Origin of the sequence: Leyella stercorea DSM 18206, from assembly GCF_000235885.1 — a bacterium.
In the GTDB taxonomy this organism is placed as follows: domain Bacteria; phylum Bacteroidota; class Bacteroidia; order Bacteroidales; family Bacteroidaceae; genus Prevotella; species Prevotella stercorea.
In genome coordinates, this window is the sequence record NZ_JH379411.1 from 1,755 (window position 1) to 22,526 (window position 20,772).

A 20,772-nucleotide genomic window follows, 5' to 3' on the forward strand; every position below is an offset into this window, starting at 1 on the left:
TGGTGAGGTGGTGAGGTGGTGAGATGGTGAGATTTGCAATTCTCAACACCTCAACACCACAACACCACAACACCTCAACACACCTTATTATATATATACTTAACACAAATACAGACAGCAAATGAAGAAACTTTTATCGCTGCCCCCAAATCTTGTGGGCAGTTTCCACGAGATAACCGAACTGCCACGTAGTGAGTGGTTCTGTACAAACGACCCTGTGGGCAAGAAACTCGGCTCGGGCGGTGGCACTACATGGTTGCTGCGCGCAGCTTACGAAGACTACAAGGCGCAAAACGCTGACACTATGAGCTTCGATGAATGGTTGGCTGCCGACAAGCGACTGCTCTTGCACGCCGGCGGACAGAGTCGCCGACTGCCGTCTTACGCTCCGTCGGGCAAGATACTCACGCCGCTGCCGGTGTTCCGTTGGGAGCGCGGACAGAGTCTGAACCAGAACCTGCTGTCGCTGCAGGTGCCGCTCTACAAGCGCATCATGGACATCGCCCCACGCGGTCTGAACACGATGATAGTGAGCGGCGACGTGTACATACGCTCCACCGAACCGCTGCAGCCGATACCCGAGGATGCGGACATCGTATGCTACGGTCTGTGGCTCGGTCCGGAGATTGCGAAGGACCACGGCGTGTTCGTCAGTACGCGCGAAAAGCCAACCGAGCTGAAGTGTATGCTTCAGAAGCCGTCGGTGGAGACACTCTCGTCACTGCTCACCGACCACTTCTACCTCACCGACATCGGTGTATGGATTCTCTCCGACCGCGCCGTGAAGGTGCTCATGCAGCGTTCTACCAACGGAACGGACATAGCCACGGGCGAGGTGGTGAACTACGACATGTACGGCGAGTTCGGCTGCGCTCTCGGCTATGAGCCGGGCGTGAAGGACGAGGCGGTCAACGCGCTGAAAACCGTGATACTGCCGTTGCCGGGTGGCGAGTTCTACCATTTCGGTACATCGCACGAGTTGCTTTCGTCGATGCTCGCCATACAGAACATCGTGAACGACCAGCGCGAGATTATGCACCACGACCGCAAGCCACATCCGTCTATCTTCGTGCAGAACACCGAACTGAAGCCAAAGTGGACACAGCAGAACCGCAACGAATGGGTGGAGAACGCATACGTAGGCGAGCAGTGGACGCTGACGCAGGACAACATTGTGACAGGTGTGCCCGAGAACGACTGGACGCTGACGCTCAGCGAGGGTCAGTGTGTCGACATCGTGCCCATAGGCGCAGACAGTTGGGCTGTGCGCCCGTACGGTTTCAACGACAAGTTCCGCGGCGATTTGGCGGACGTAGAATACCTCGGTCGCCCGTTCGCCGAATGGGCAGCAGAGCGCGGCATTGACCTCAACGCAATAGAAGGTCGCCACGACCTGCAGGCAGCACGCATCTTCCCCATTGTTGACAACACCGACGACATGGGCATCGTGCTGCGCTGGATGCTCGGCGAGAGCACACTCGCAGAGGGCAAGGCGATATGGGAGAAGGCGAAGCGCATGAGCGCCGACGAGATAAGTGCCGAGGCTAACCTCCGCCGCCTTGTAGATCAGCGTACTAAGTTGCGCCTGAAGAACCTGCCTATGATTGCGAAGAACTGGCAGCATAGCGTGTTCTACCAGAGCGACCTGCAGACCGTAGCACACGAGTACGGCAAGTACGACGTAGCACTGCCCAACGCCCTACCCGAATCGGCTTCGCTCCTGACACGCACCTGCGACGCCATGTTCCGCTCGGAAGCCGAACGCCAACGCACGAATGGCGGTACACAGAGCAGCGAGCTGGCTAAGAAGTACGAAGCAGCAGCGTTCTCGTTGCTGCGCGAAGGACTCACCACCGAGGCACTGCGCGTAAAGCAACGCCCCCAACTGTCGGTGTATGCCGACCAGATTGTATGGGGACGCTCGCCCGTGCGCATAGATATAGCCGGCGGATGGACCGACACACCACCATTCTGCCTCATGGAGGGCGGCAACGTTGTCAATCTCGCTATCAACCTCAACGGACAACCACCGCTGCAGACATACGTGAAGCCCTGCGCTGAGCCACACATCATACTTAGAAGTATCGACCTCGGTGCATCGGAAGTAATCACTACATACGAAGAACTCTCGGCATACAACACTGTAGGTTCGCCATTCTCAATACCGAAGGCAGCCCTCTCGCTCGCCGGCTTCCTGCCGCGCTTCTGCAAGGATAGCTACCGCTCGCTCGAAGAGCAGTTGCGTGCGTTCGGTTGTGGCATCGAAGTGACGCTGCTCTCGGCTATACCAGCCGGAAGCGGACTCGGCACCAGCTCGCTGCTCGCATCAACCGTGCTCGGAGCACTCAGCGACTTCTGCGGACTGGGCTGGGACAAGACCGAGATCGGACACCGCACACTCGTGCTCGAGCAGCTGCTCACCACAGGTGGCGGTTGGCAAGACCAGTACGGTGGACTCCTGCCTGGCATAAAACTGCTGCAGACGGAGCGCGGATTCAGTCAGAGTCCGGATGTGCGCTACCTGCCTGGCGACCTCTTCCAACAGCCCGACTACCGCGAGTGCCACCTATTATATTATACAGGCATCACACGCACGGCGAAGACGATACTCGCCGAGATTGTGCGCCGTATGTTCCTCAACGAGCACGACGAACTGCTGCAACTGCGCGAGATGAAAGCACACGCACTGGAGATGTTCGACGCCATACAACGCCTCGACTTCGAGCGCATGGGACGCCTCGTTGGCAAAACATGGCAGCAGAACCAACTGCTCGATGCCGGCACCAACCCGCCCGCTGTGGAAGCACTCACAAAACAGATTGACGACCTCTGCCTCGGCTACAAGTTGCCTGGCGCAGGTGGCGGTGGCTATCTCTACATGGTGGCTAAGGATGTTGAAGCTGCGGCACGCATACGCTGCATACTCAACGAGAATCGCCCGAATGACAAGGCTCGCTTCGTAGAGATGAGCCTGTGCAAGAACGGATTTCAAGTGAGCAGAAGCTAACACTGCTTTAGTTGAAATAAAAAAAACACGAGCTGGAATGATTTCCAACTCGTGTTTTTTTGTGATTGAGCTTAGGCCGAAATAAGCCTCTTTAGGCCTTTCTAAGCCGAGAAAGAACTGCTAACTAAGCCGAACTAAGCCTCTTTAAGCCTTTCTAAGCCGAGAAAGAACTGCTAACTAAGCCGAACTAAGCCTCTTTAAGCCTTCCTAAGCCTCTTTAAGGCAAACTAAGCCCTCCCCGACGGGGAGGGTTGGGAGGGGCTTTACTTGCGAACGACCTTCTTGCCGTTCACGATGTAGAAGCCACGTGCTATGCCGTCGAGCGATGTAACGCCCTTAGCAATGCGCTTGCCATCGACGGTGTAGACATCGAATGTGCCGTTATCCACACTCACGCCATCGATAGCAGTAACAACAGCCGACTTTGTAGCCTCCGACTCGCCACCGGCATAGATTGTAGACACGGCGTAGGTATGCTTGCCGCTCGGAGCATTGTCGGTGATACGAAGTTCGGCGTTCGGTTCGATACGCTTCAGCAGCTTGCCGTCGCGATAAACGTTGTAGCCGAGCACCTTACCGCAACCAGCAGTGTATGTAACATCGTCGAGCATAAACATATATGTGTCGGCAGTGTTGTTGTGGATAGCGAAGTAGGTTGTGCCCTCAGGCAGATTAACCGTGTACTCTTTCCACTCGCCGGTAGTAGCCTCAAACTTCTTGCCTGTAGACTTGAAGTCGTCGAGAGCTATACCCGATGTAGAGTAGAGCACCTCGAAGTTCTCCGTGTACTTAGTGCCCTGCGAATTGAAGTTGTTAGCCCAGAAGCTGATAGTCTGCGCTTCGCCAGGCAGAGCAGGCGAAATAAGCCAATTGTCAGCAGGGATGAACTGAGAGTTTTCAACGCTGTAGAACGAAGCTAAGTAGTGCGTACCAGAGTGAGGCTTCAAGCATGCATACTTGTCGAGAATCTCTGCATTAAGCCAAGTGTTCGGTTCTACGAGCGTGTAAGCGAAGCGTTTATTCTCGTTAGGATGCGGATAAGACTTGCTGAACGGACCCTTAGCGATACCCTTCTCTACGTAATTAGAAGTCCAATCGCCGAAGTAATCCATGCTCCATGCTGCGTATGTCTCGAAGTTTTCAGTAACACGCTCCGACGATTCGTCCACCTTAGTCCACTCTACAACCACGTTCTTCTCATCAGCAGTAGAAGCGGTAACGCTCTCCGGCGCTGTCAGAGTAGAAGCAGTGAGATCTACCTCTGCAGCATCCTCATTGTCCTCAGGTGTTGCCTCACCATCTATAACCACCTCAGCCTTCAGCTTCAGTGGTGACGGATCAACAACCGAAGTCTTGTATGTAAGTTCCTCTGTCTGCGAAGCGTAAGGAGCGAGACTCGTTGTTACGTTCTTTGTCGCAACCTGCTTGTCACCGACATAGAGGTTAACGGTGTATTTATCGACAGTCGTGCTACCCATATTGGTAACCATTACACGCGCTGTTACATTGTCGCCCTTGCGTACCTTTGACGGAACAGAGATTGTAGCACGCATATCCTTAGCCACTACGTCGCGAACGTAAATCTGGTCGAAGTAGACACTCTCGCCCTTATCAGCCGAAGCCACGAATGTGAACATCACATAAGGCAGCGACTTGTATTCAGCCGGAATAGTGACAGACGTAGTGCGCCACTCCTTAGCCGAGTTGTCGAGCTTGCTATAGTCGACAACGCAGAGCTGCTTCTCAGAGAGGTCGGGCTTGCGGATGTAGACCACCACCTTGCCCTTAGCCTCAGCCAATGTCGACTTTGTAGAGAATACGAGTATCGGGTTAGTAGCACCATTGAGCGAAATCTTACCCGAACCGAGCAGCGCGCTATCATCAGCAGAAGCCGCTACATATCCGGCACAACCACCGTCGCCGTCAGCAGAGAAGCCCTGCATGAGGCTGAATGTCGACTCCTCGCTGCTCAGCTCTGTGATAAACCACATCTTGTTATCAAGAGCACCACCCTTGAAGTGCTCCTCGAACGGCAGCTCGTACGGTTTACCCACGATGATGCCTGGCGACATTGCGCGCGGACCCTCACCGATTGAGTTAGAAGCACTAAGAGCATAGTTGATCATATCCTGATCGCCGGTATTAACATCATAGTCTATATTAACCGTTGTCGTCTTTACCTCATCAATCAGATCCAAGTCGACACCAGTGCCACTCTCGTTTATTTGGTAAACTTTATAGGAGATTGGATCATTAGGCATTACACCACCATGCTCACCCTTAGTGACGGGATCCCAAGAAAGTGTGATGCCCTTATCGCCAACAGAAGCCTTTATGTTCTCAACCTTTGCAGGATAGTCCTCGCCTACGTAAGCCTCAACCGACTTACTCTCGCGACCTACTCCGTGCTCATTGTTCACAATGATGCTGTAGTTGTTGTATCCTTCCTTAGCGAAATTGTCGATATAGTAACACTTCTCACCTGGCGCAATAGCAGCCATCGACTGTATCTCCTCGCCATCGCGCATGATGCGCACATCAAGTTCAGAATAAGGGTCGAGCTTGCTGCCATCGATAGCCTTCGACGGAGCTGTGAAGTCAACGCGCACCTTGAGCGATCCGTCGGTAGCTGCGGTTGTTGATATCTCGGTGACAGCATCCGGAGCCTTCAGCGAGTTGCCAACAACAGCAAAGTCCTTGAGTATGAGTTGGTAGCACCAGTCAGGATTACTTACGCAGTGGAAACCGATGTAAACTACCTGATCCTTATCCACTACCAGTTCATTCTTAATGGTAGAGAATTCCTGATTTGAATACTCTTTCTTCGCCGCAATCTCGTGAACCATAGCAGCAGCTGTAGGCTCAGAGCCATACTTCACTTCAAGCAACTCCGGATAGTTCTGACCCATTGTTGCGAGACGATAGGTGAGATTGTAGAGCACACCAGCCTTCAAGCTAAGTGCAGGCAGAATAAGCCAGTCGTCGTGTGTCACTTCGCCATTAGAAATCTCTATTGCCGGAAGATTAGATCCGTCGTTCTGCAGATACTTCCATGTAACACCGTCGTTGTTTGCGTCGAGAATTGTGCATACATTGACAGAGTTTTCGTTAGTGATAGTCAATGTATATGGTGGTTCAACCGGCTTGCCAAACGAAACACTGTTCGACTTCACCGCTTCGCTCTTACGAGTTCCGCTCACAGCCTGCACAGTATAGTAGTATCCAGTGAAATCGCCATTAGGCAGGTCGTCGTTTAGAGACGTAACAGTTGTGGCTGTTGCGATAGCTTTCTTGTCAGGATAGCGCACTACGTTGTATGTAATATCGCCTACATATCCATTGTTGATACCCTTCGTAACAGCATCCCATGAGAGCTGCACCTTACCCGTTGTTACATTCACTGTAGCCTTCACGTTTGCAGGCTTGAGTGGCGTGTCGTCGCCTATGAAGCCGTTGACATATGCCTTCGGTCCGTTACCTGCCGAGTTAGAGCAGATGACAGAAATAGAATGGATGCCACGCTTTGTTGTTACCGATGCACTTACCTTCTCGCCAGCGTTGACTGTGCCCTTCGTTGCCTCCTTGCCGTCTACGCTTACCACATAATCGAGCGAGCCGGTGAGCTTACCGCCAGCGTATGTTGTTGTAGGCGCAGTGAAATTGACATTACCCGTGAGCGAAGCCTTGTCGAAGGCGAGGCTCATGTTTGAAGCGAGTGCTGGAGCTGTGCCCTTCACTGTCTCCTTCGGGATTGAGAGCATCGCAATCTGCTCGTTGTTCATGAAGTCGCCAATCTTTGTTGCCTTACCCGTTGTAAGGTCTACGGTGTAGAGTGCCGACTTACCCTTCACGTCTGTACAAGCCCAGTAGAAGATGCCGGTCTCGTGGTCGATTTCGCCACTCTGCACATTAAACTGTGTGGTAGCATCGCTCACGATGACACCCGTAGAGCCTACGAGCGTTTCCTTTGCGGTGTTTACATCTATCTTGTAGAGGTTGCCGTTGTCGCCGATACCATAGAGTCTGTTATCCTTTGTGATACCCATAGCCACATAATAGCGGTTCAGCGTGCCGATGGAGCTACGTGTGTTGTTGGCATAGTCGGCAATACCAAGCTCTACACTCTCAGCATCTCCAGTGAAGAACGCACCATACACCTTGCCGTCTGCCGACACGGCTGTCTCGGTAGCCCACAAGAAGTAGTCGGTAAGATATGTCATGTCGTCACACTCGCCAGTTGAAACGCTATACTTATAGTGCAACATAGAACTCGTGGAGCGGTCGAATTTTATCACGTCGAGGCGGTCGCCTACCAGTGCACCACTTGCATTGGCGTACATATTAGCGTCGGTGAACATCTCGTTCACGTCGATTGACTTTGATACGCCGAACGAATAGAATCCGTACTCCTTATCGCCGTCTTGCCAGCGATTGCTGTGTACGACATTGCCCCATAGCTCTCGTCCGAGAGGCACCTGTTGGGCATTTGTCTGACCGGGCACGAATGCGAGAGTAGCAAGTGCCGCAGTGGAAATAAGTTGTTTAATATTCATTATTATTGTGTTTATTTTGTTTTGCGGTTTGGGGAAAAGATGGTGCAGTTCTTGCTATGGCAAGCGGCAAAGCCGAGCGGAGACAACTGCACCACCTGATTGTTACTTCAATTCGGTTTGGAAGAACTGTGCCACCTGTCTGAGCAAGTGGTTGCGTGTGTTGCCTCCGTAGATGCTGTGGTTGCGGTTGGTGTAGTAGATTTCGCGGAAGTCCTTGTCAGCCTGTACGAGAGCCTCCGAGTACTCGTATGCGTTCTGCGGATGCACATTGTCGTCGGCAGTGCCGTGGCAGATGAGCAGCGCACCGTGCAGCTTAGCCGCACGCTCTATCGGGTTGGTGGCATATCCGTCGGGGTTCTCCTTCGGTGTGCGCATGTATCGCTCGGTATAGACGGAGTCGTAGAACTTCCAGTTGGTAGGTGGAGCGATAGCTACACCAGCGCGGAACACGCCACGACCCTCCGACATACTCATCAGCGTATTAAATCCACCGTAGCTCCAGCCCCAGATGCCTATGCGATTCTTGTCTACATAGGGCAGTGTGCCGAGGTAGAGCGCAGCCTCAACCTGGTCTTTCGACTCGAGGTCGCCGATGTTCAGGTATGTACACTTCTCGAACTCGGCTCCGCGTCCGCCCGTTCCGCGTCCGTCAACGCATACGCAGATGAAGCCCTGCTGCGCAAGGTAAGAGTCGAAGGCTCCGCCCGAGCCCATAGAGCCTGCGCTCCAATCGTCCTTAACCATCTGGCTGCCCGGTCCGCTGTACTGGTGCATGATTACCGGATAGCGCTTCGACGGGTCGAAGTTCTGCGGCTTCAGCATCCATCCGTTGAGCTTCACACCCTCTGAGGTAGTGAACTCGAACGGCTCGCGCTTGCAGAAGCCATACTCGGCGGCGAGTTTTTTCAGTGCTGCGTTGTCCTGAAGAGTGGAGATGACCTTACCCTCGCGAGTGCGAGTAGTATATACATAAGGTGTGTTATAGTCGCTCCATGTATTGATGAAGTACTGATAGTCGCCTGAGAAGAGCGCCGAGTTCCATCCCTTCTGGTTTGTGAGGCGCTGTGTCTTGCCATTCTTGTGCGCCACGAACACCTGACGATCGGCTGCTCCGAGCGCTGCTGCCTGATAGTAAACGTCGCCGGTCTTTGCGTCGTAGCCGTACACAGCGGTTATGTCGTAGTTGCCGTCGCCGATGGTGCGCAGCAGCTGTCCGTTCATGTTGTAGACGTATAGCTTCATATAGCCCGAGCGGTCGCTCGGCAGCAGTATGTTGTTGCCTACGAATTTCACACCCTCCATGGCTTCCTCCTTCACGTACTTAGGCACCGACTCCTTCACGATGAGCTGCGCCACGGTGCTGCGCGGGTTCACGCTGTAGAGGCAGAGCTGGTCCTGATGGCGATTCATGGTGTAGACTACCACACGCGCCGGGTCGTCGGTCATCTTGATGCGCGGCATGTAGCCGTCAGCATCGAGCGGCACTTGCAGCTTTGAAATCTTGTGCGACTTGATGTCGTAGCTCCATGCCGACATGAGACTGTTGTCCTCGCCCGCCTTCGGGTACTTGTACTCGTAATAGCCGGGATAGAGAGCATTCTCCGTCTTCTCCGGATCCATTCCATTGTACATCTGCAACGAGTATGTCTTCACGCGCTTTTCGTCGTAGCGCAGCCAACAAATCATCGTGCCGTCGGCGTTGAAGGTGAGCGCACGGTTGAAGCCGAACTCCTCCTCGTTCACCCAGTCGGGCAAACCATTTATCACCTCGTTGCGTTTGCCGTCCTTCGTCACCTGAATCTCTGCATTGTCGTAGAGCAACTTTACGACGAAGATGTTATTATCGCGCACGAAAGCCACCTGCAGTCCGTCCGACGACCACACCGGCACCTGCTGCTTGTCGCCGTCAGAGAGGCGTGCCAACTTGTGCGAAGCAATGGTGTAGATGTAGTATGTAGCGCGGAACGAGCGGCGATAGATGCGCTCCGTCTCGGTCTGTATGAGCATACGTGTGCCGTCGGGCGAGAGGATATATCCGTCGAAGTCCTTTATCTTCTGCCCCATCGTGTTGTCGACGTCGAAGAGTGTAGCTATCTTCTTGCCCGTCTTGAACGAGTAGCTCTCCACACGCTTGCCGTCGTCGCTGATGCGTGCGTAAGTGTCTGTGCCTTCAATGGGGTTTATACCATTTACGGTTTTAGCCGCAAACTTACCACTCGTGATGTCCTTAATCGACAGTTTCCCAGCTGCCGACATGCTTGTAACACACATGATTAATGCTGTAAAAATAAATATTAACCGTTTCATTATCATTATAATAATTGTTTTCAACTTACAAAATTACACTTATTTCTGCACATTAAGAAAGAACGCGCGCGTTTTTTAGGCTTTTTATTAATATTCAACATGTTATATGCGGAGCGCGCATCGGTCGATGCAGACATCCGCATCGGTCGACGCAGACATCCGCAACGGTCGACGCAGACATCCGCATCGGTCGACGTAGACGTCCGCAACGGTCGGCGCAGATGACAACAGCTTAACTTCTACACGATTATAATATAAGTTAAAAACCCTAAGGACGGAACGCATCTGTGATATTTTCTGTAAATTTGCAGTGATATATCACACATTTTTGAATTTAGTATGTTAGAGAATAACACAACACAAACGGAGCGCAAGAATCCGTTTTTTGAACCTTATAACACCCCACACGACACCGTTCCGTTCAACCGCATCGAGATTGGCGACTACGAGGAGGCTTTTCTTGAGGGCATACGCCGCGATGACGAGGAAATAGAGAAGCTCGTGAACGACCCCGAAGCTCCCACTTTTGAGAACACCATCGTGCGTGTCGACAATGAGAACGGCGAGAATTACTACGACCTGCTCTCGCGCGTGTCGACCGTATTCTCGTGTATGCTCAGTGCCGAGACCTGCGACGAACTCGACGCTTTGGCGCAGAAGATGAGCCCAATACTCACAAAGCACGCCAACGACGTGAAGCTTAACAAGCGCCTCTTCGAGCGCATCAAGTACGTGTACGAGAACCATCGCGAGCTGACAGCCGAGGAGCAGATGCTGCTCGACAACTGCTACGACGGCTTCGTGCGTAGCGGTGCGCTGCTCGACGACGAGGGCAAGGAGCGCCTGCGCAACCTCACGGAAGAGGCAAGTCTGCTCTCGCTGCAGTTCTCGCAGAACCTGCTGAAGGAGAACAAGGCGTTCACGCTGAACATAACCGACGAGGCACAGCTCGACGGACTGCCCGAGACGGCACGCGAGGCGGCTGCTCTCGCAGCAAAAGAGGCAGGTAAGGAGGGCTGGCTCTTCACACTCGACTATCCGAGCTACTCGCCCTTTATGACCTACTCCACTCAGCGCGAACTGCGTCGCCAGCTATACATGGCGCGCAACACCGAGGGCACACACGACAACACGGAGAACAACCTCGAAATATGCAAGCGACTCATCAACCTACGCCGCGAGATAGCGCAGCTGTTAGGCTACGAAACATACGCCGACTACGTGCTTGTGCACCGCATGGCATCCAACGCCAAGAACGTGTACAAGCTGCTCAACGACCTCATCGACGCATACCGACCCACAGCCGTTGAGGAGGTGAAGGCACTGGAGCGCGAGGCGAAGCAGACCGAGGGCGACGACTTCGTGATGGAACCGTGGGACTTCAGCTTCTACTCGCACAAGCTACAGATGCGCGAGTACAACCTCGATGCCGAGATGCTGCGCCCCTACTTCGAACTGTCGAAGGTAATAGACGGCGTATTCGGACTGGCAACGCGCCTGTACGGCATCACGTTCAAGGAGAACAAGGACATCCAGGTGTACCATCCCGACGTGAAGGCTTACGAGGTGTTCGACAAGGACGGCTCGTTCCTCGCCGTGTTCTATGCCGACTTCCACCCGCGCAAGGGCAAACAGGGCGGTGCCTGGATGACCGAGTTTCAGGGTCAGTGGATAGACCGCAAGGGCGTGAACGTGCGTCCGCACGTGAGCGTGGTGATGAACCTCACGAAGCCCACCGACGAGAAGCCGGCACTGCTCACCTTGGGCGAGGTGGAGACCTTCCTGCACGAGTTCGGCCACTCGCTGCACGGCATGTTCGCCAACACACGCTTCGAGAGTCTCAGCGGCACCAACGTGTGGTGGGACTTCGTAGAGCTGCCATCGCAGTTCATGGAGAACTACTCGGTAGAGAAGGAATTCCTGCGCACGTTCGCCTTCCACTACAAGACGGGAGAACCGATGCCCGACGACCTCATCGAACGCATCGTGCGCTCGCGCAACTTCATGGCGGCTTACGCCTGTCTGCGTCAGGTGAGCTTCGGACTGCTCGATATGGCTTACTACACACAGAAGGAGGAGTTCGCAGCCGACATCATTCCGTTCGAGAAGAAGGCATGGGAGAAGGCTATGGTGACGAAGCAGCTGCCCGACACCTGTATGACAACACAGTTCTCGCACATCATGGCGGGCGGATACGCTGCCGGCTACTACAGCTACAAATGGGCAGAGGTGCTCGATGCCGATGCATTCAGCGTGTTCAAGAAGAACGGCATCTTCGACCAAAAGACGGCACAGAGCTTCCGCGACAATATACTCTCGAAGGGTGGCACCGAGCACCCGATGACGCTCTACAAACGCTTCCGCGGACAGGAGCCAACCATCGATGCCCTGCTCGAACGCAACGGCATCAAGAGATAGCAAGGATACACACGCTGCCTCTGGCAACAAGCAAATACAAACAACATATCATTATGCCAACAAACGAAACAAACGAGAGCAAGCAGCTCAACCTCGACCTGCGCTATCTGCGCATGGCACGCATCTGGGCGGAGAACAGCTACTGCCAACGTCGCAAGGTGGGCGCACTGGTGGTGAAAGAGAAGATGATCATCAGCGACGGCTACAACGGCACACCGAGTGGGTTCGAGAACGTATGCGAGGACGAGACGAACACCACTAAACCCTACGTGCTGCACGCCGAAGCGAACGCCATAACCAAACTGGCACGCAGCTCCAACAACAGCGAAGGCGCAACACTCTACGTAACGGCATCGCCCTGCATCGAGTGCGCAAAGCTCATCATTCAGGCTGGCATAAAGCGCGTGATATATGCCGAACAGTACCGCCTTACCGACGGCATCGACTTATTGCGCCGCGCCAATATAGAAGTAACTTATCTCAATCCAGACGATTATGAACACAAAGAAACAAAATAGGTTCATGCCGTTGATAATGGCACTCTGCGTGATTGTGGGCATACTCATTGGCACATTCTACGCAAACCATTTCTCTGGCAATCGACTAAATATCATCAACTCGGGTTCTAACCGATTGTCCAACTTGCTGCACATCATCAACGACCAGTACGTGGACAAGGTAGACATCGACTCGCTTGTCGACGTTGCCATACCGCAGATTCTTGCCGACCTCGACCCCCACTCCGTGTACATCACAGCAAAGGATGCGCAGGCGGTGGCTGACGACTTGAAAGGCTCGTTCTCGGGCGTAGGCATCGAGTTCACCATACGACAGGACACCATACGCGTGCAGAACGTAGTGAAGAACGGACCGGCACAACGTGCTGGCATACTCGCCGGCGACAAAATTGTGAGTGTCGATGGCAAGCCGTTCGTGGGCAAGATAGTGACCAACGAGGAGGCTATGCGCCGACTGAAGGGTCCGAAGGACACGAAGGTGAAGCTCGGTGTGGTGCGCTACGGTCAGAAAGCAGTGAAATACATAACCGTTACGCGTGGCGACATACCGCAGAAGAGCATCACTGCTGCATACATGCTTGACAAGAACACGGGCTACATCAAGGTGAGAAGTTTCGGCGAGACTACCTATCCAGAAATGCTTATCGCGCTGGCTCAGCTCTCGCAGGAGAACTTCAAGAGCTTAGTTATCGACTTGCGCGACAACACGGGCGGATACATGAACTCGGCGGTGCAGATGGCTAACGAGTTCTTGCCGAAGAACAAGCTCATCGTGTACATGGAGGGACGCAAGTCGCCACGTCAAGACTTCCGTTCAGACGGCCACGGTTCGTATCAGAAACTGCCACTCTGCGTACTCATCAACGAGGGGTCGGCATCGGCATCGGAGATCTTCGCCGGAGCCATACAGGACAACGACCGCGGCACAATCATCGGACGACGCTCGTTCGGCAAGGGATTGGTACAGCAGCAGCTCGGTTTCCCCGACGGCTCGATGATACGCCTCACCATAGCACGCTACTACACCCCGTCGGGTCGTTGCATACAGAAGCCGTTCACCGCGGGCGACACCAAGGACTACGAGAGCGATATCGTGACACGATACGAGCACGGCGAGTTCTTCTCGCAGGATAGCATAAAGCATCAGGGACCGGCTTACCACACCGGCATCGGTCGCACGGTGTACGGCGGTGGTGGCATTACGCCCGACATCTTCGTGCCAGAGGACACGCTCGGCATGACAAGCTACTACAAGCAGGCTGCCATGTCGGGACTCATACTGCAGTTCGCCTTCACCTACACCGACAACAACCGCCCAAAGCTGAACACCTTCGTCGATATGATGTCGCTGTCGAAGTATCTCGTACAACAGAACACGGTGGAGCAGTTCGCTGCATACGCCGACAAGAACGGACTGAAGCGCCGCAACCTGATGATACACAAGTCGCATAAGTTGCTCGAGAAGTTCATCAACTCGCGCATCATATACAACATCATGGACGACCAGGCGTGGACGGCATACATCAATCTCGATGACCCGACGATAGAGAAGGCTCTCAGCGTGTTCAAGAACAACGAGGCATTCCCAAAGAAGCCGGGTATCAAGAAATAAATTGAGAGTTGAGTACATATCTCAACTCTCAACTAAATCAAACTTCAGTTTATATGAAAAAATCAGAACTCCGCAAGGAGATAAAGAACCGCAAACGACAGTTCACGAGCCAGCAGCTCAGCGAACTGTCGTTTGTTGTAGTTATGCGTCTGCTCGCACACCAGCGACTGAAAGATGCTCGCACCGTAATGCTCTACTACTCGCTGCCCGACGAGGTGTACACACATACGCTCGTCGATGCGCTGCTGGCAAGCGGCAAGCGCGTACTGCTGCCTCGCGTAACAGGCGAGGGAACAATGGAACTGCGCTGCTACACCGGTCCGCAGAGCCTCGAACAAGGCGCTTACAACATCATGGAACCCGTGGGCGAAGTGTTCAGCGACTATGCACAGATTGACCTCGCCGTAATCCCTGGCGTGGCTTTCGACCGCCAACTCAACCGCATGGGACGCGGCAAGGGCTACTACGACCGACTGCTGCCACAGCTCGGCTGTGCCTACAAGATTGGCATCTGCTTCGATTTCCAACTCGTGGAGAGCATTGAGTGCGAGGAGCACGACATCAAGATGGACGAAGTAATATCCGGAAAAAACTAACAATCATATAACATGAGCATAAAACTAAGCATCGCCCCACACACGCTCCACTTCAAGCAACCTGCCGGCACATCGCGCGGAGTGTACACCACACGTCAGTCGTGGTTCGTCACGGCTACCGACGACGCACGGCCCGGTGTGCGTGGTGTGGGCGAATGTGCTCCGCTACCCGACCTTAGCTGCGACGCTACACCCAACTATGAGGAGCGACTAAAAGAGTTGTGCAGCATGGTTGAAGCGAAGGGCAGCATCTGCTACGACGCATTGCGCCCCTACCCCTCTGTACTGTTCGGACTCGAAACGGCTCTGCTCGACCTCAAGCGTGGCAGAACGGGCGTGTTGTTCGACAACAGCTTCGCACGTGGCGAAACAGGAATACCTATCAATGGACTGGTGTGGATGGGCAACTACGACGAGATGCTGCAACGCCTGGAGGAGAAGATGCGTGCCGGATTCAGATGCGTGAAGCTGAAGATTGGTGCCATCGACTTCGACCGCGAGCTCGACCTTGTACGCCACATACGCAGCGCATTCACGAAAGAACAGATTGAACTCAGAGTGGATGCCAACGGCGGATTTACAGCCGACTGTGCACTCCAACGTCTCGAACAGCTTGCGCAATATGACATTCACTCCATTGAACAGCCAATACGCCAGCACCAATGGGAGGAGATGGCAGCACTATGCAAGGCTACGCCGATACCAATCGCACTCGACGAGGAGCTGATTGGCGTGAATGATAAAACGGAAAAGGAAGAGTTGCTCGACCGTATACGCCCACATTATATAATACTGAAGCCGTCGCTGCACGGCGGAATGTACGGTTCGCGCGAATGGATAGCACTCGCTGGCAAGCGCGGCATCGGTTCGTGGATAACAAGTGCGTTGGAGAGCAACGTAGGACTGAACGCAATAGCACAGTTTGCTGCCGATGTCTATGGCGAAAGCATAACCATGCCGCAAGGACTTGGCACGGGCCAACTTTTCACCGACAACATACCTATGCCGCTCGAAATACGTGGCGATAAATTGTGGCGGACTTTCAAGGTAGCCAAATAAGAACAACAAAGATGCAGAACATAGACAAACGCATACTCAGCATAGCACTGCCATCGATTGTGGCTAACATCACCGTACCTCTATTGGGGCTCGTCGATATGGCGGTGTCGGGACATTTGGGCAACGCCGTGTACATCGGAGCGGTGGCTGTCGGCTCTATGATATTCAACGTGGTCTACTGGGTGTTCGGTTTTCTGCGCATGGGCACAAGCGGAATGACCTCGCAGGCACTCGGCAGACGCGACATGAACGACGTGGCAACAACGCTCGCACGCTCCATAGTGGTGGCAATGGCGGTGGCAGCGTTCATCATCATCTTACAAAAACCGCTTGGCTCAGTCGCTCTCGCTCTTGTCGGGGCATCCGCAGAGATTAACGCCGAGGCGTGGCACTACTTCCGCATTTGTGTGTGGGGTGCTCCGGCTATGCTCTGCCTTTACAGTCTGACGGGTTGGTACATCGGTATGCAGAACACGCGTCTGCCGATGTTCATCTCCATAATGCAGAACGTGGTGAACATCGTAGCCAGCTGCACGTTCGTGTATGCGTTCGGCATGAAGGTGGAGGGCATCGCATTAGGTACGCTCGTAGCTCAATATGCCGGTCTGCTCGTCAGTATCACACTGTGGGCTACGACCTATGGCAAGCGCATCTTGCGCCATGTGCAGTGGCAAAGGATAATGGAGGGTACGGCGATGCGACGCTTCTTCAGCGTGAACCGCGACATCTTCCTGCGCACGCTGTGCCTCGTGGCAGTCAACTTCTACTTTCTCTCGGCAGGTGCAGCGCAGGGCGCAGTGGTCTTGGCGGTGAACACACTGCTCATGCAGCTCTTCACGCTCTATTCGTACGTGATGGATGGCTTCGCCTTTGCGGGTGAAGCGTTGTGCGGAAAGCATTACGGAGCAGGCAACCATGTGGAATTCAGCCGAACGGTGCGCCGACTATTTGGTTGGGGTTTCGCACTCACTGTAGCTTACACAATGGTGTATGCGGTGGGCGGAACAGGATTTCTACGGCTGCTCACTGACGATATTGAGGTCGTAGCAGCCTCAGCCGAATATGCGCCGTGGGCTGTGCTGATACCCATCTGTGGTTTGGCGGCATTTATCTGGGATGGTGTTTTCATTGGTACAACAAACACACGTGGCATGTTCGCAGCAACGGCTGCGGCTATGCTCGTCTTCTTCGGTGTGTACCTGTCGCTACGCAGCGAGTGGCAAAACCATGCTTTGTGGTTGGCGTTTCTCACTTTTCTGCTAACCAGAGGGGCGGTGCAGAGCATTATCTATTGGAGAAACGGCAAATAGCGGATATGTTTAGGGGCTGCAGTCAAAGCAACTGCAGCCCCTAAATATTATTGTATAAACGTATTACTTCACAAGCTGAAGGCTACGCTTAACCGGCACTACGGCTGTGCGCTTGGCTGCTTTCTTCGCAGCTACGCGCTTCGGGAGCGATACAACCTTAGCAGGAGCTACGCCAGAAGGAGCTGCACCTGTTGTAAACTCGTGCTTTGTGAGCGGACCCCACTCGCCCTTAGCGTTCTTTGCGAGAGCAAGAGCGTAGTAGGCAGTGTTAGGAGTTGCCTCGAAAATATATTTGTCTACCCCATACTGATTCCAGTTCGGATCCTGAGAATCATCATTCTTGAGTAATTCGGTAGCCCACTTGTCGCCACCGTTCTTCTCGTATTCACTCTTAAGGCAGATAAGGTCGTGGAAGAGGAGAGTCTGGTCGTTCGGTGTGAAGGTTACGGTCTGCACATATGAACCACCACTATTCTCATACTTACCTACGGTTACGCCTACCTGAGCAACACCGTCGCCACCCTGCGCCTTTGTCGTTACGTAGATGTAGACGAGATCGCCGAAGTTGCCCTCAACGTCAACAGGCAACACTGCTACCTCATAGTCGGTACCTGGAGCAAGTTCTTTCCATGTGTTTGTAGCCTCATCAGAGTAAGGTTTGCCACTGAACTGCTTGATCATAGCCTCAATGTTGGAAAAGCCCATCATCGGTCCCCACTGCTCAAACTGCTCCTGTGCCTTACCCTTCTCGAACATGCACCAGTAGAACTCCTCGCAGTCCTTGTTAGGAGTGACGGTGAGTGTGAAGCTGTTTGATGTGGTCTCGTCGATAGTGTATGTCACAGACGGAGTGCCCACTGTAGGTACCTTCGGAGTGGTGAAATTAGCGCGAGACACCTGGCACGGCACGCCATACTCGTCGTAAGCAAGGGTCACAACAGTGTACGGAGTGTTGGCTGTGAACTCACGTGCGAAGCCGGAGAGCTTGCCCTGTGCAAAGTCTTCTGCGAGTTTCTGAGAAGTAGACTGTTGCTCGAAGTAGCGTGCGAAGGTGATATCGTCGTACCGCTTTGCGGTGTTTGTAGGCAGAACGTCAATCTTGAAAGTACTTTTTGGGTCAGTACGTGTCACCTTTACGTACACGATGTCGCCCTCGTCCTCGTTCTTCTCATAAGAGATGAATTCTACGTTTGCCTTTACCTCGCCCTCTTTGCGTGCGAAATAGATGCTGTCTACGTGTTCTACTGCATACGCCTTGCTGTCAACTTTCGAGCTGACAATCATACGGTTGGGTACTACGTCGGTCTGAGCCTGTACGCCTGTTGACATCGCTAATGCGAGTGCCGCTATAGAGAAAAATTTCTTCATTTCTTTACAAATTTAATTGACTTGTTGTTTACTTTCAGAATATACACACCACTGCTGAGCGCATCGGTGCTGACCGGTGTGCCGTCCCAAGCCTTGAGGCTCATGGCACGCTGTCCGCTGATGTTGTAAATGGCTGCATGGGCAGGACTGGTGAGTCCAGTAGCCGATACAAAGCCACCCTGATACATCACTTGCAAGCCTTCGGCTCCGCCTACGACCTGCGTCACGCTCGTCGGTTCGCCTTCGAAGTACAGCACGGTAGAGTTGGTGAACGCAAGTTCGCGTGTGGTTTTGTCGGCGAACCTTACTTCCATCTTGCCGTCCTTGAAGCAGATACGACTCACTGTGCTCAGCTTCCCCTCCAACTGCTTTTTGCCCGTGTTCGAGTCTTTCACGACAAAACTGTTGTCGGCATGACCCTGACCCACTGCAAGCAGAGCGAGAATGGCTGATGTCAGAATTGTTTTTCTCTTCATAGTTGTTACATTATTTATGGTTTCAACAATCGTTTTTGCAACGATTGATATTGCAAAAGTACACAAATATATTTATTTACAAAACACTTTACTACAAAAATCTTACAACTAATTTCTGTTTGCGTATATCAATTTACGCTTACACATTATCGAGGCGAGGAATGAAATGTAACAACATCGTAACACTCTTGACACGTAGTGACAAAACCGAATGACGACCTTTGCACTCGGAAATAATAACCGTACAAACAATGAAGACATTCATCACAACAGCTCTGCTGTGTCTTGCTGCCACAACAGCAATGGCACAGGAGACCGCGCAGAAAAGCGAACCCGAAGCAAAGGCAAAGGCAAAAGCTTCAATCAACGTCCACGGAACAATACGCTCAAAGTACGAACTGCAGACCGAGGAGGGCGAACACCGCTTCGAGGTGCGCAACGCTCGCGTGAGTATCGACGGAGTGCTCTCACCTATTATATATTATAAGGCAGAGATTGACCTCTGCGACGAGGGCAAGATAAAGATGCTCGATGCCTACACACGCCTGAAACCCTGGCAGACGATGCAGTTCACCATCGGACAGATGCGCGTGCCGTTCACCATCGATGCCCATCGCTCGCCCCACCAGCAGTACTTCGCCAACCGCTCGTTCATAGCAAAGCAAGTGGGCAACGTGCGCGACGTGGGTGCCGCATTGGGCTATACGTTCAACGTGGGCTTCCCGATAGTGCTCGAAGCCGGACTCTTCAACGGCTCCGGACTGACCAACCAGAAGGACTTCTGGACAAAGAACGTCAATTTCTCTGCAAAAGCGCAACTGCTCATGCCTCACGGCTTCAACCTCACGCTGAGCACGCAGAAAATAAAGCCCGACGCTACGGACATCATGATGTACGATGCCGGAGCCTACTGGCATCAGAAGGGTTGGCACATCGAGGCGGAATATCTCTACAAGCATTATGCCGACGACGCATTCAAAGCCGTACACGCCTTCAATTCGTTCGTGAGCTACGACATAAAGGTGAGGAAGGGACTGATAAGATACATCACGCCGCTCGTGCGCTACGACTACATGAGCGACCACAGCGACGGCACTCGATACGCCGACGGCAAGGCGAACACGGAGGGCAAACTCATCGTGAACGACTATCAGCGCTCGCGATTGACCGGCGGCGTGACGCTGAGTCTGAAGAAGCCGTTCGTCAGCGACATACGTCTCAACTACGAGAAGTATTTCTATCGCGACGGCGGCATAGCTCATCGCTCGGAAAGAGACAAGATTGTAGTGGAATTTATGACGCGCTTCTAAGCAAACGTTTACACACACGCCTACACACTAACACTTTTGTTACATTTAATAACACAATTCTTCCAAATCGTCACTTCTTGCTCTAAATCAAGCAAAAAAAGTAGAAAAAGATTTGGAACGAATTGTATTTATTCGTAATTTTGCCATCGTAATAAGAACAATAACGCATAATTTCGCATATAAGATATTTTGATTTGTTTTAGTAGATTAGTTTTTAAGTAGTTTGTTTTTGAAAATC

The 20,772-nt window shown here is 53.0% G+C and carries 12 protein-coding genes; 8 read left to right on the forward strand and 4 right to left on the reverse strand.

Translation table 11 applies throughout. The annotated features are described in order from the left end of the window. Nucleotides 1-121: 121 nt before the first annotated feature. Nucleotides 122-3,007, forward strand: coding sequence for a bifunctional fucokinase/fucose-1-phosphate guanylyltransferase (locus tag HMPREF0673_RS05240; protein WP_007899012.1), 2,886 nt, complete (start codon nt 122-124; stop codon nt 3,005-3,007). A 263-nt stretch (nt 3,008-3,270) separates the two neighbouring features. Here HMPREF0673_RS05240 and HMPREF0673_RS05245 read toward each other — a convergent pair whose 3' ends face one another. Next, nucleotides 3,271-7,560 carry a choice-of-anchor J domain-containing protein gene (locus tag HMPREF0673_RS05245; RefSeq protein ID WP_007899013.1) on the reverse strand — a complete coding sequence of 1,430 codons (4,290 nt, stop codon included), beginning with the start codon at nt 7,558-7,560 and terminating at the stop codon, nt 3,271-3,273. Nucleotides 7,561-7,662: 102 nt separating this feature from the next. Next, nucleotides 7,663-9,867 carry a S9 family peptidase gene (locus HMPREF0673_RS05250; RefSeq protein ID WP_040596479.1) on the reverse strand — a complete coding sequence of 735 codons (2,205 nt, stop codon included), beginning with the start codon at nt 9,865-9,867 and terminating at the stop codon, nt 7,663-7,665. Between the two features lie 339 nt (nt 9,868-10,206). Between HMPREF0673_RS05250 and HMPREF0673_RS05255 the strand changes: the two genes are divergently transcribed. The 6 genes from HMPREF0673_RS05255 to HMPREF0673_RS05280 are packed head-to-tail and all read left to right on the forward strand — an operon-like array spanning nt 10,207 to nt 17,380. Next, a complete protein-coding gene (locus HMPREF0673_RS05255; RefSeq protein WP_007899023.1) occupies nt 10,207-12,285 on the forward strand; it encodes a M3 family metallopeptidase in 2,079 nt (692 codons plus the stop codon). Nucleotides 12,286-12,338: 53 nt separating this feature from the next. Next, on the forward strand, nt 12,339-12,803 hold the full coding sequence (locus HMPREF0673_RS05260) for a dCMP deaminase family protein (RefSeq protein WP_007899026.1): 465 nt from the start codon (nt 12,339-12,341) through the stop codon (nt 12,801-12,803). Beyond that, on the forward strand, nt 12,781-14,415 hold the full coding sequence (locus HMPREF0673_RS05265) for a S41 family peptidase (protein ID WP_007899027.1): 1,635 nt from the start codon (nt 12,781-12,783) through the stop codon (nt 14,413-14,415). Before HMPREF0673_RS05260 ends, HMPREF0673_RS05265 begins: the two co-directional genes overlap by 23 nt. Nucleotides 14,416-14,468: 53 nt before the next feature. Continuing rightward, nucleotides 14,469-15,011 carry a 5-formyltetrahydrofolate cyclo-ligase gene (locus HMPREF0673_RS05270; RefSeq protein WP_007899030.1) on the forward strand — a complete coding sequence of 181 codons (543 nt, stop codon included), beginning with the start codon at nt 14,469-14,471 and terminating at the stop codon, nt 15,009-15,011. 12 nt (nt 15,012-15,023) lie between these two features. Then, nucleotides 15,024-16,070, forward strand: a complete 1,047-nt coding sequence (gene menC / locus HMPREF0673_RS05275) for an o-succinylbenzoate synthase (protein WP_007899031.1) — start codon at nt 15,024-15,026, stop codon at nt 16,068-16,070. An 11-nt stretch (nt 16,071-16,081) separates the two neighbouring features. Further along, entirely contained in the window at nt 16,082-17,380 is a 1,299-nt protein-coding gene (locus HMPREF0673_RS05280) for an MATE family efflux transporter (RefSeq protein WP_007899033.1), read from the forward strand. Between the two features lie 63 nt (nt 17,381-17,443). Here the strand turns inward: HMPREF0673_RS05280 and HMPREF0673_RS05285 are convergent, their stop codons facing one another. Beyond that, on the reverse strand, nt 17,444-18,748 hold the full coding sequence (locus tag HMPREF0673_RS05285; RefSeq protein WP_007899034.1) for a hypothetical protein: 1,305 nt from the start codon (nt 18,746-18,748) through the stop codon (nt 17,444-17,446). Beyond that, nucleotides 18,745-19,224: a T9SS type A sorting domain-containing protein gene (locus HMPREF0673_RS05290; RefSeq protein ID WP_007899036.1), complete on the reverse strand. Its 480-nt coding sequence runs from the start codon at nt 19,222-19,224 to the stop codon at nt 18,745-18,747. Before HMPREF0673_RS05290 ends, HMPREF0673_RS05285 begins: the two co-directional genes overlap by 4 nt. Before the next feature lie 251 nt (nt 19,225-19,475). Here HMPREF0673_RS05290 and HMPREF0673_RS05295 point away from each other — a divergent pair, with 251 nt between their 5' ends. Next, the gene (locus tag HMPREF0673_RS05295; RefSeq protein WP_007899037.1) at nt 19,476-20,534 is read left to right on the forward strand and encodes a porin; all 1,059 of its coding nucleotides are present in this window, start codon (nt 19,476-19,478) and stop codon (nt 20,532-20,534) included. The last annotated feature ends 238 nt before the right edge of the window (nt 20,535-20,772 follow it).

Excerpts from the sequence above, each read along its gene's own strand:
- HMPREF0673_RS05240 (WP_007899012.1), top strand. The coding sequence starts at position 122 with ATGAAGAAACTTTTATCGCTGCCCCCAAATCTTGTGGGCAGTTTCCAC.
- HMPREF0673_RS05245 (WP_007899013.1), bottom strand. The coding sequence starts at position 7,560 with ATGAATATTAAACAACTTATTTCCACTGCGGCACTTGCTACTCTCGCA.
- HMPREF0673_RS05250 (WP_040596479.1), bottom strand. The coding sequence starts at position 9,867 with ATGAAACGGTTAATATTTATTTTTACAGCATTAATCATGTGTGTTACA.
- HMPREF0673_RS05255 (WP_007899023.1), top strand. The coding sequence starts at position 10,207 with ATGTTAGAGAATAACACAACACAAACGGAGCGCAAGAATCCGTTTTTT.
- HMPREF0673_RS05260 (WP_007899026.1), top strand. The coding sequence starts at position 12,339 with ATGCCAACAAACGAAACAAACGAGAGCAAGCAGCTCAACCTCGACCTG.
- HMPREF0673_RS05265 (WP_007899027.1), top strand. The coding sequence starts at position 12,781 with ATGAACACAAAGAAACAAAATAGGTTCATGCCGTTGATAATGGCACTC.
- HMPREF0673_RS05270 (WP_007899030.1), top strand. The coding sequence starts at position 14,469 with ATGAAAAAATCAGAACTCCGCAAGGAGATAAAGAACCGCAAACGACAG.
- menC (WP_007899031.1), top strand. The coding sequence starts at position 15,024 with ATGAGCATAAAACTAAGCATCGCCCCACACACGCTCCACTTCAAGCAA.
- HMPREF0673_RS05280 (WP_007899033.1), top strand. The coding sequence starts at position 16,082 with ATGCAGAACATAGACAAACGCATACTCAGCATAGCACTGCCATCGATT.
- HMPREF0673_RS05285 (WP_007899034.1), bottom strand. The coding sequence starts at position 18,748 with ATGAAGAAATTTTTCTCTATAGCGGCACTCGCATTAGCGATGTCAACA.
- HMPREF0673_RS05290 (WP_007899036.1), bottom strand. The coding sequence starts at position 19,224 with ATGAAGAGAAAAACAATTCTGACATCAGCCATTCTCGCTCTGCTTGCA.
- HMPREF0673_RS05295 (WP_007899037.1), top strand. The coding sequence starts at position 19,476 with ATGAAGACATTCATCACAACAGCTCTGCTGTGTCTTGCTGCCACAACA.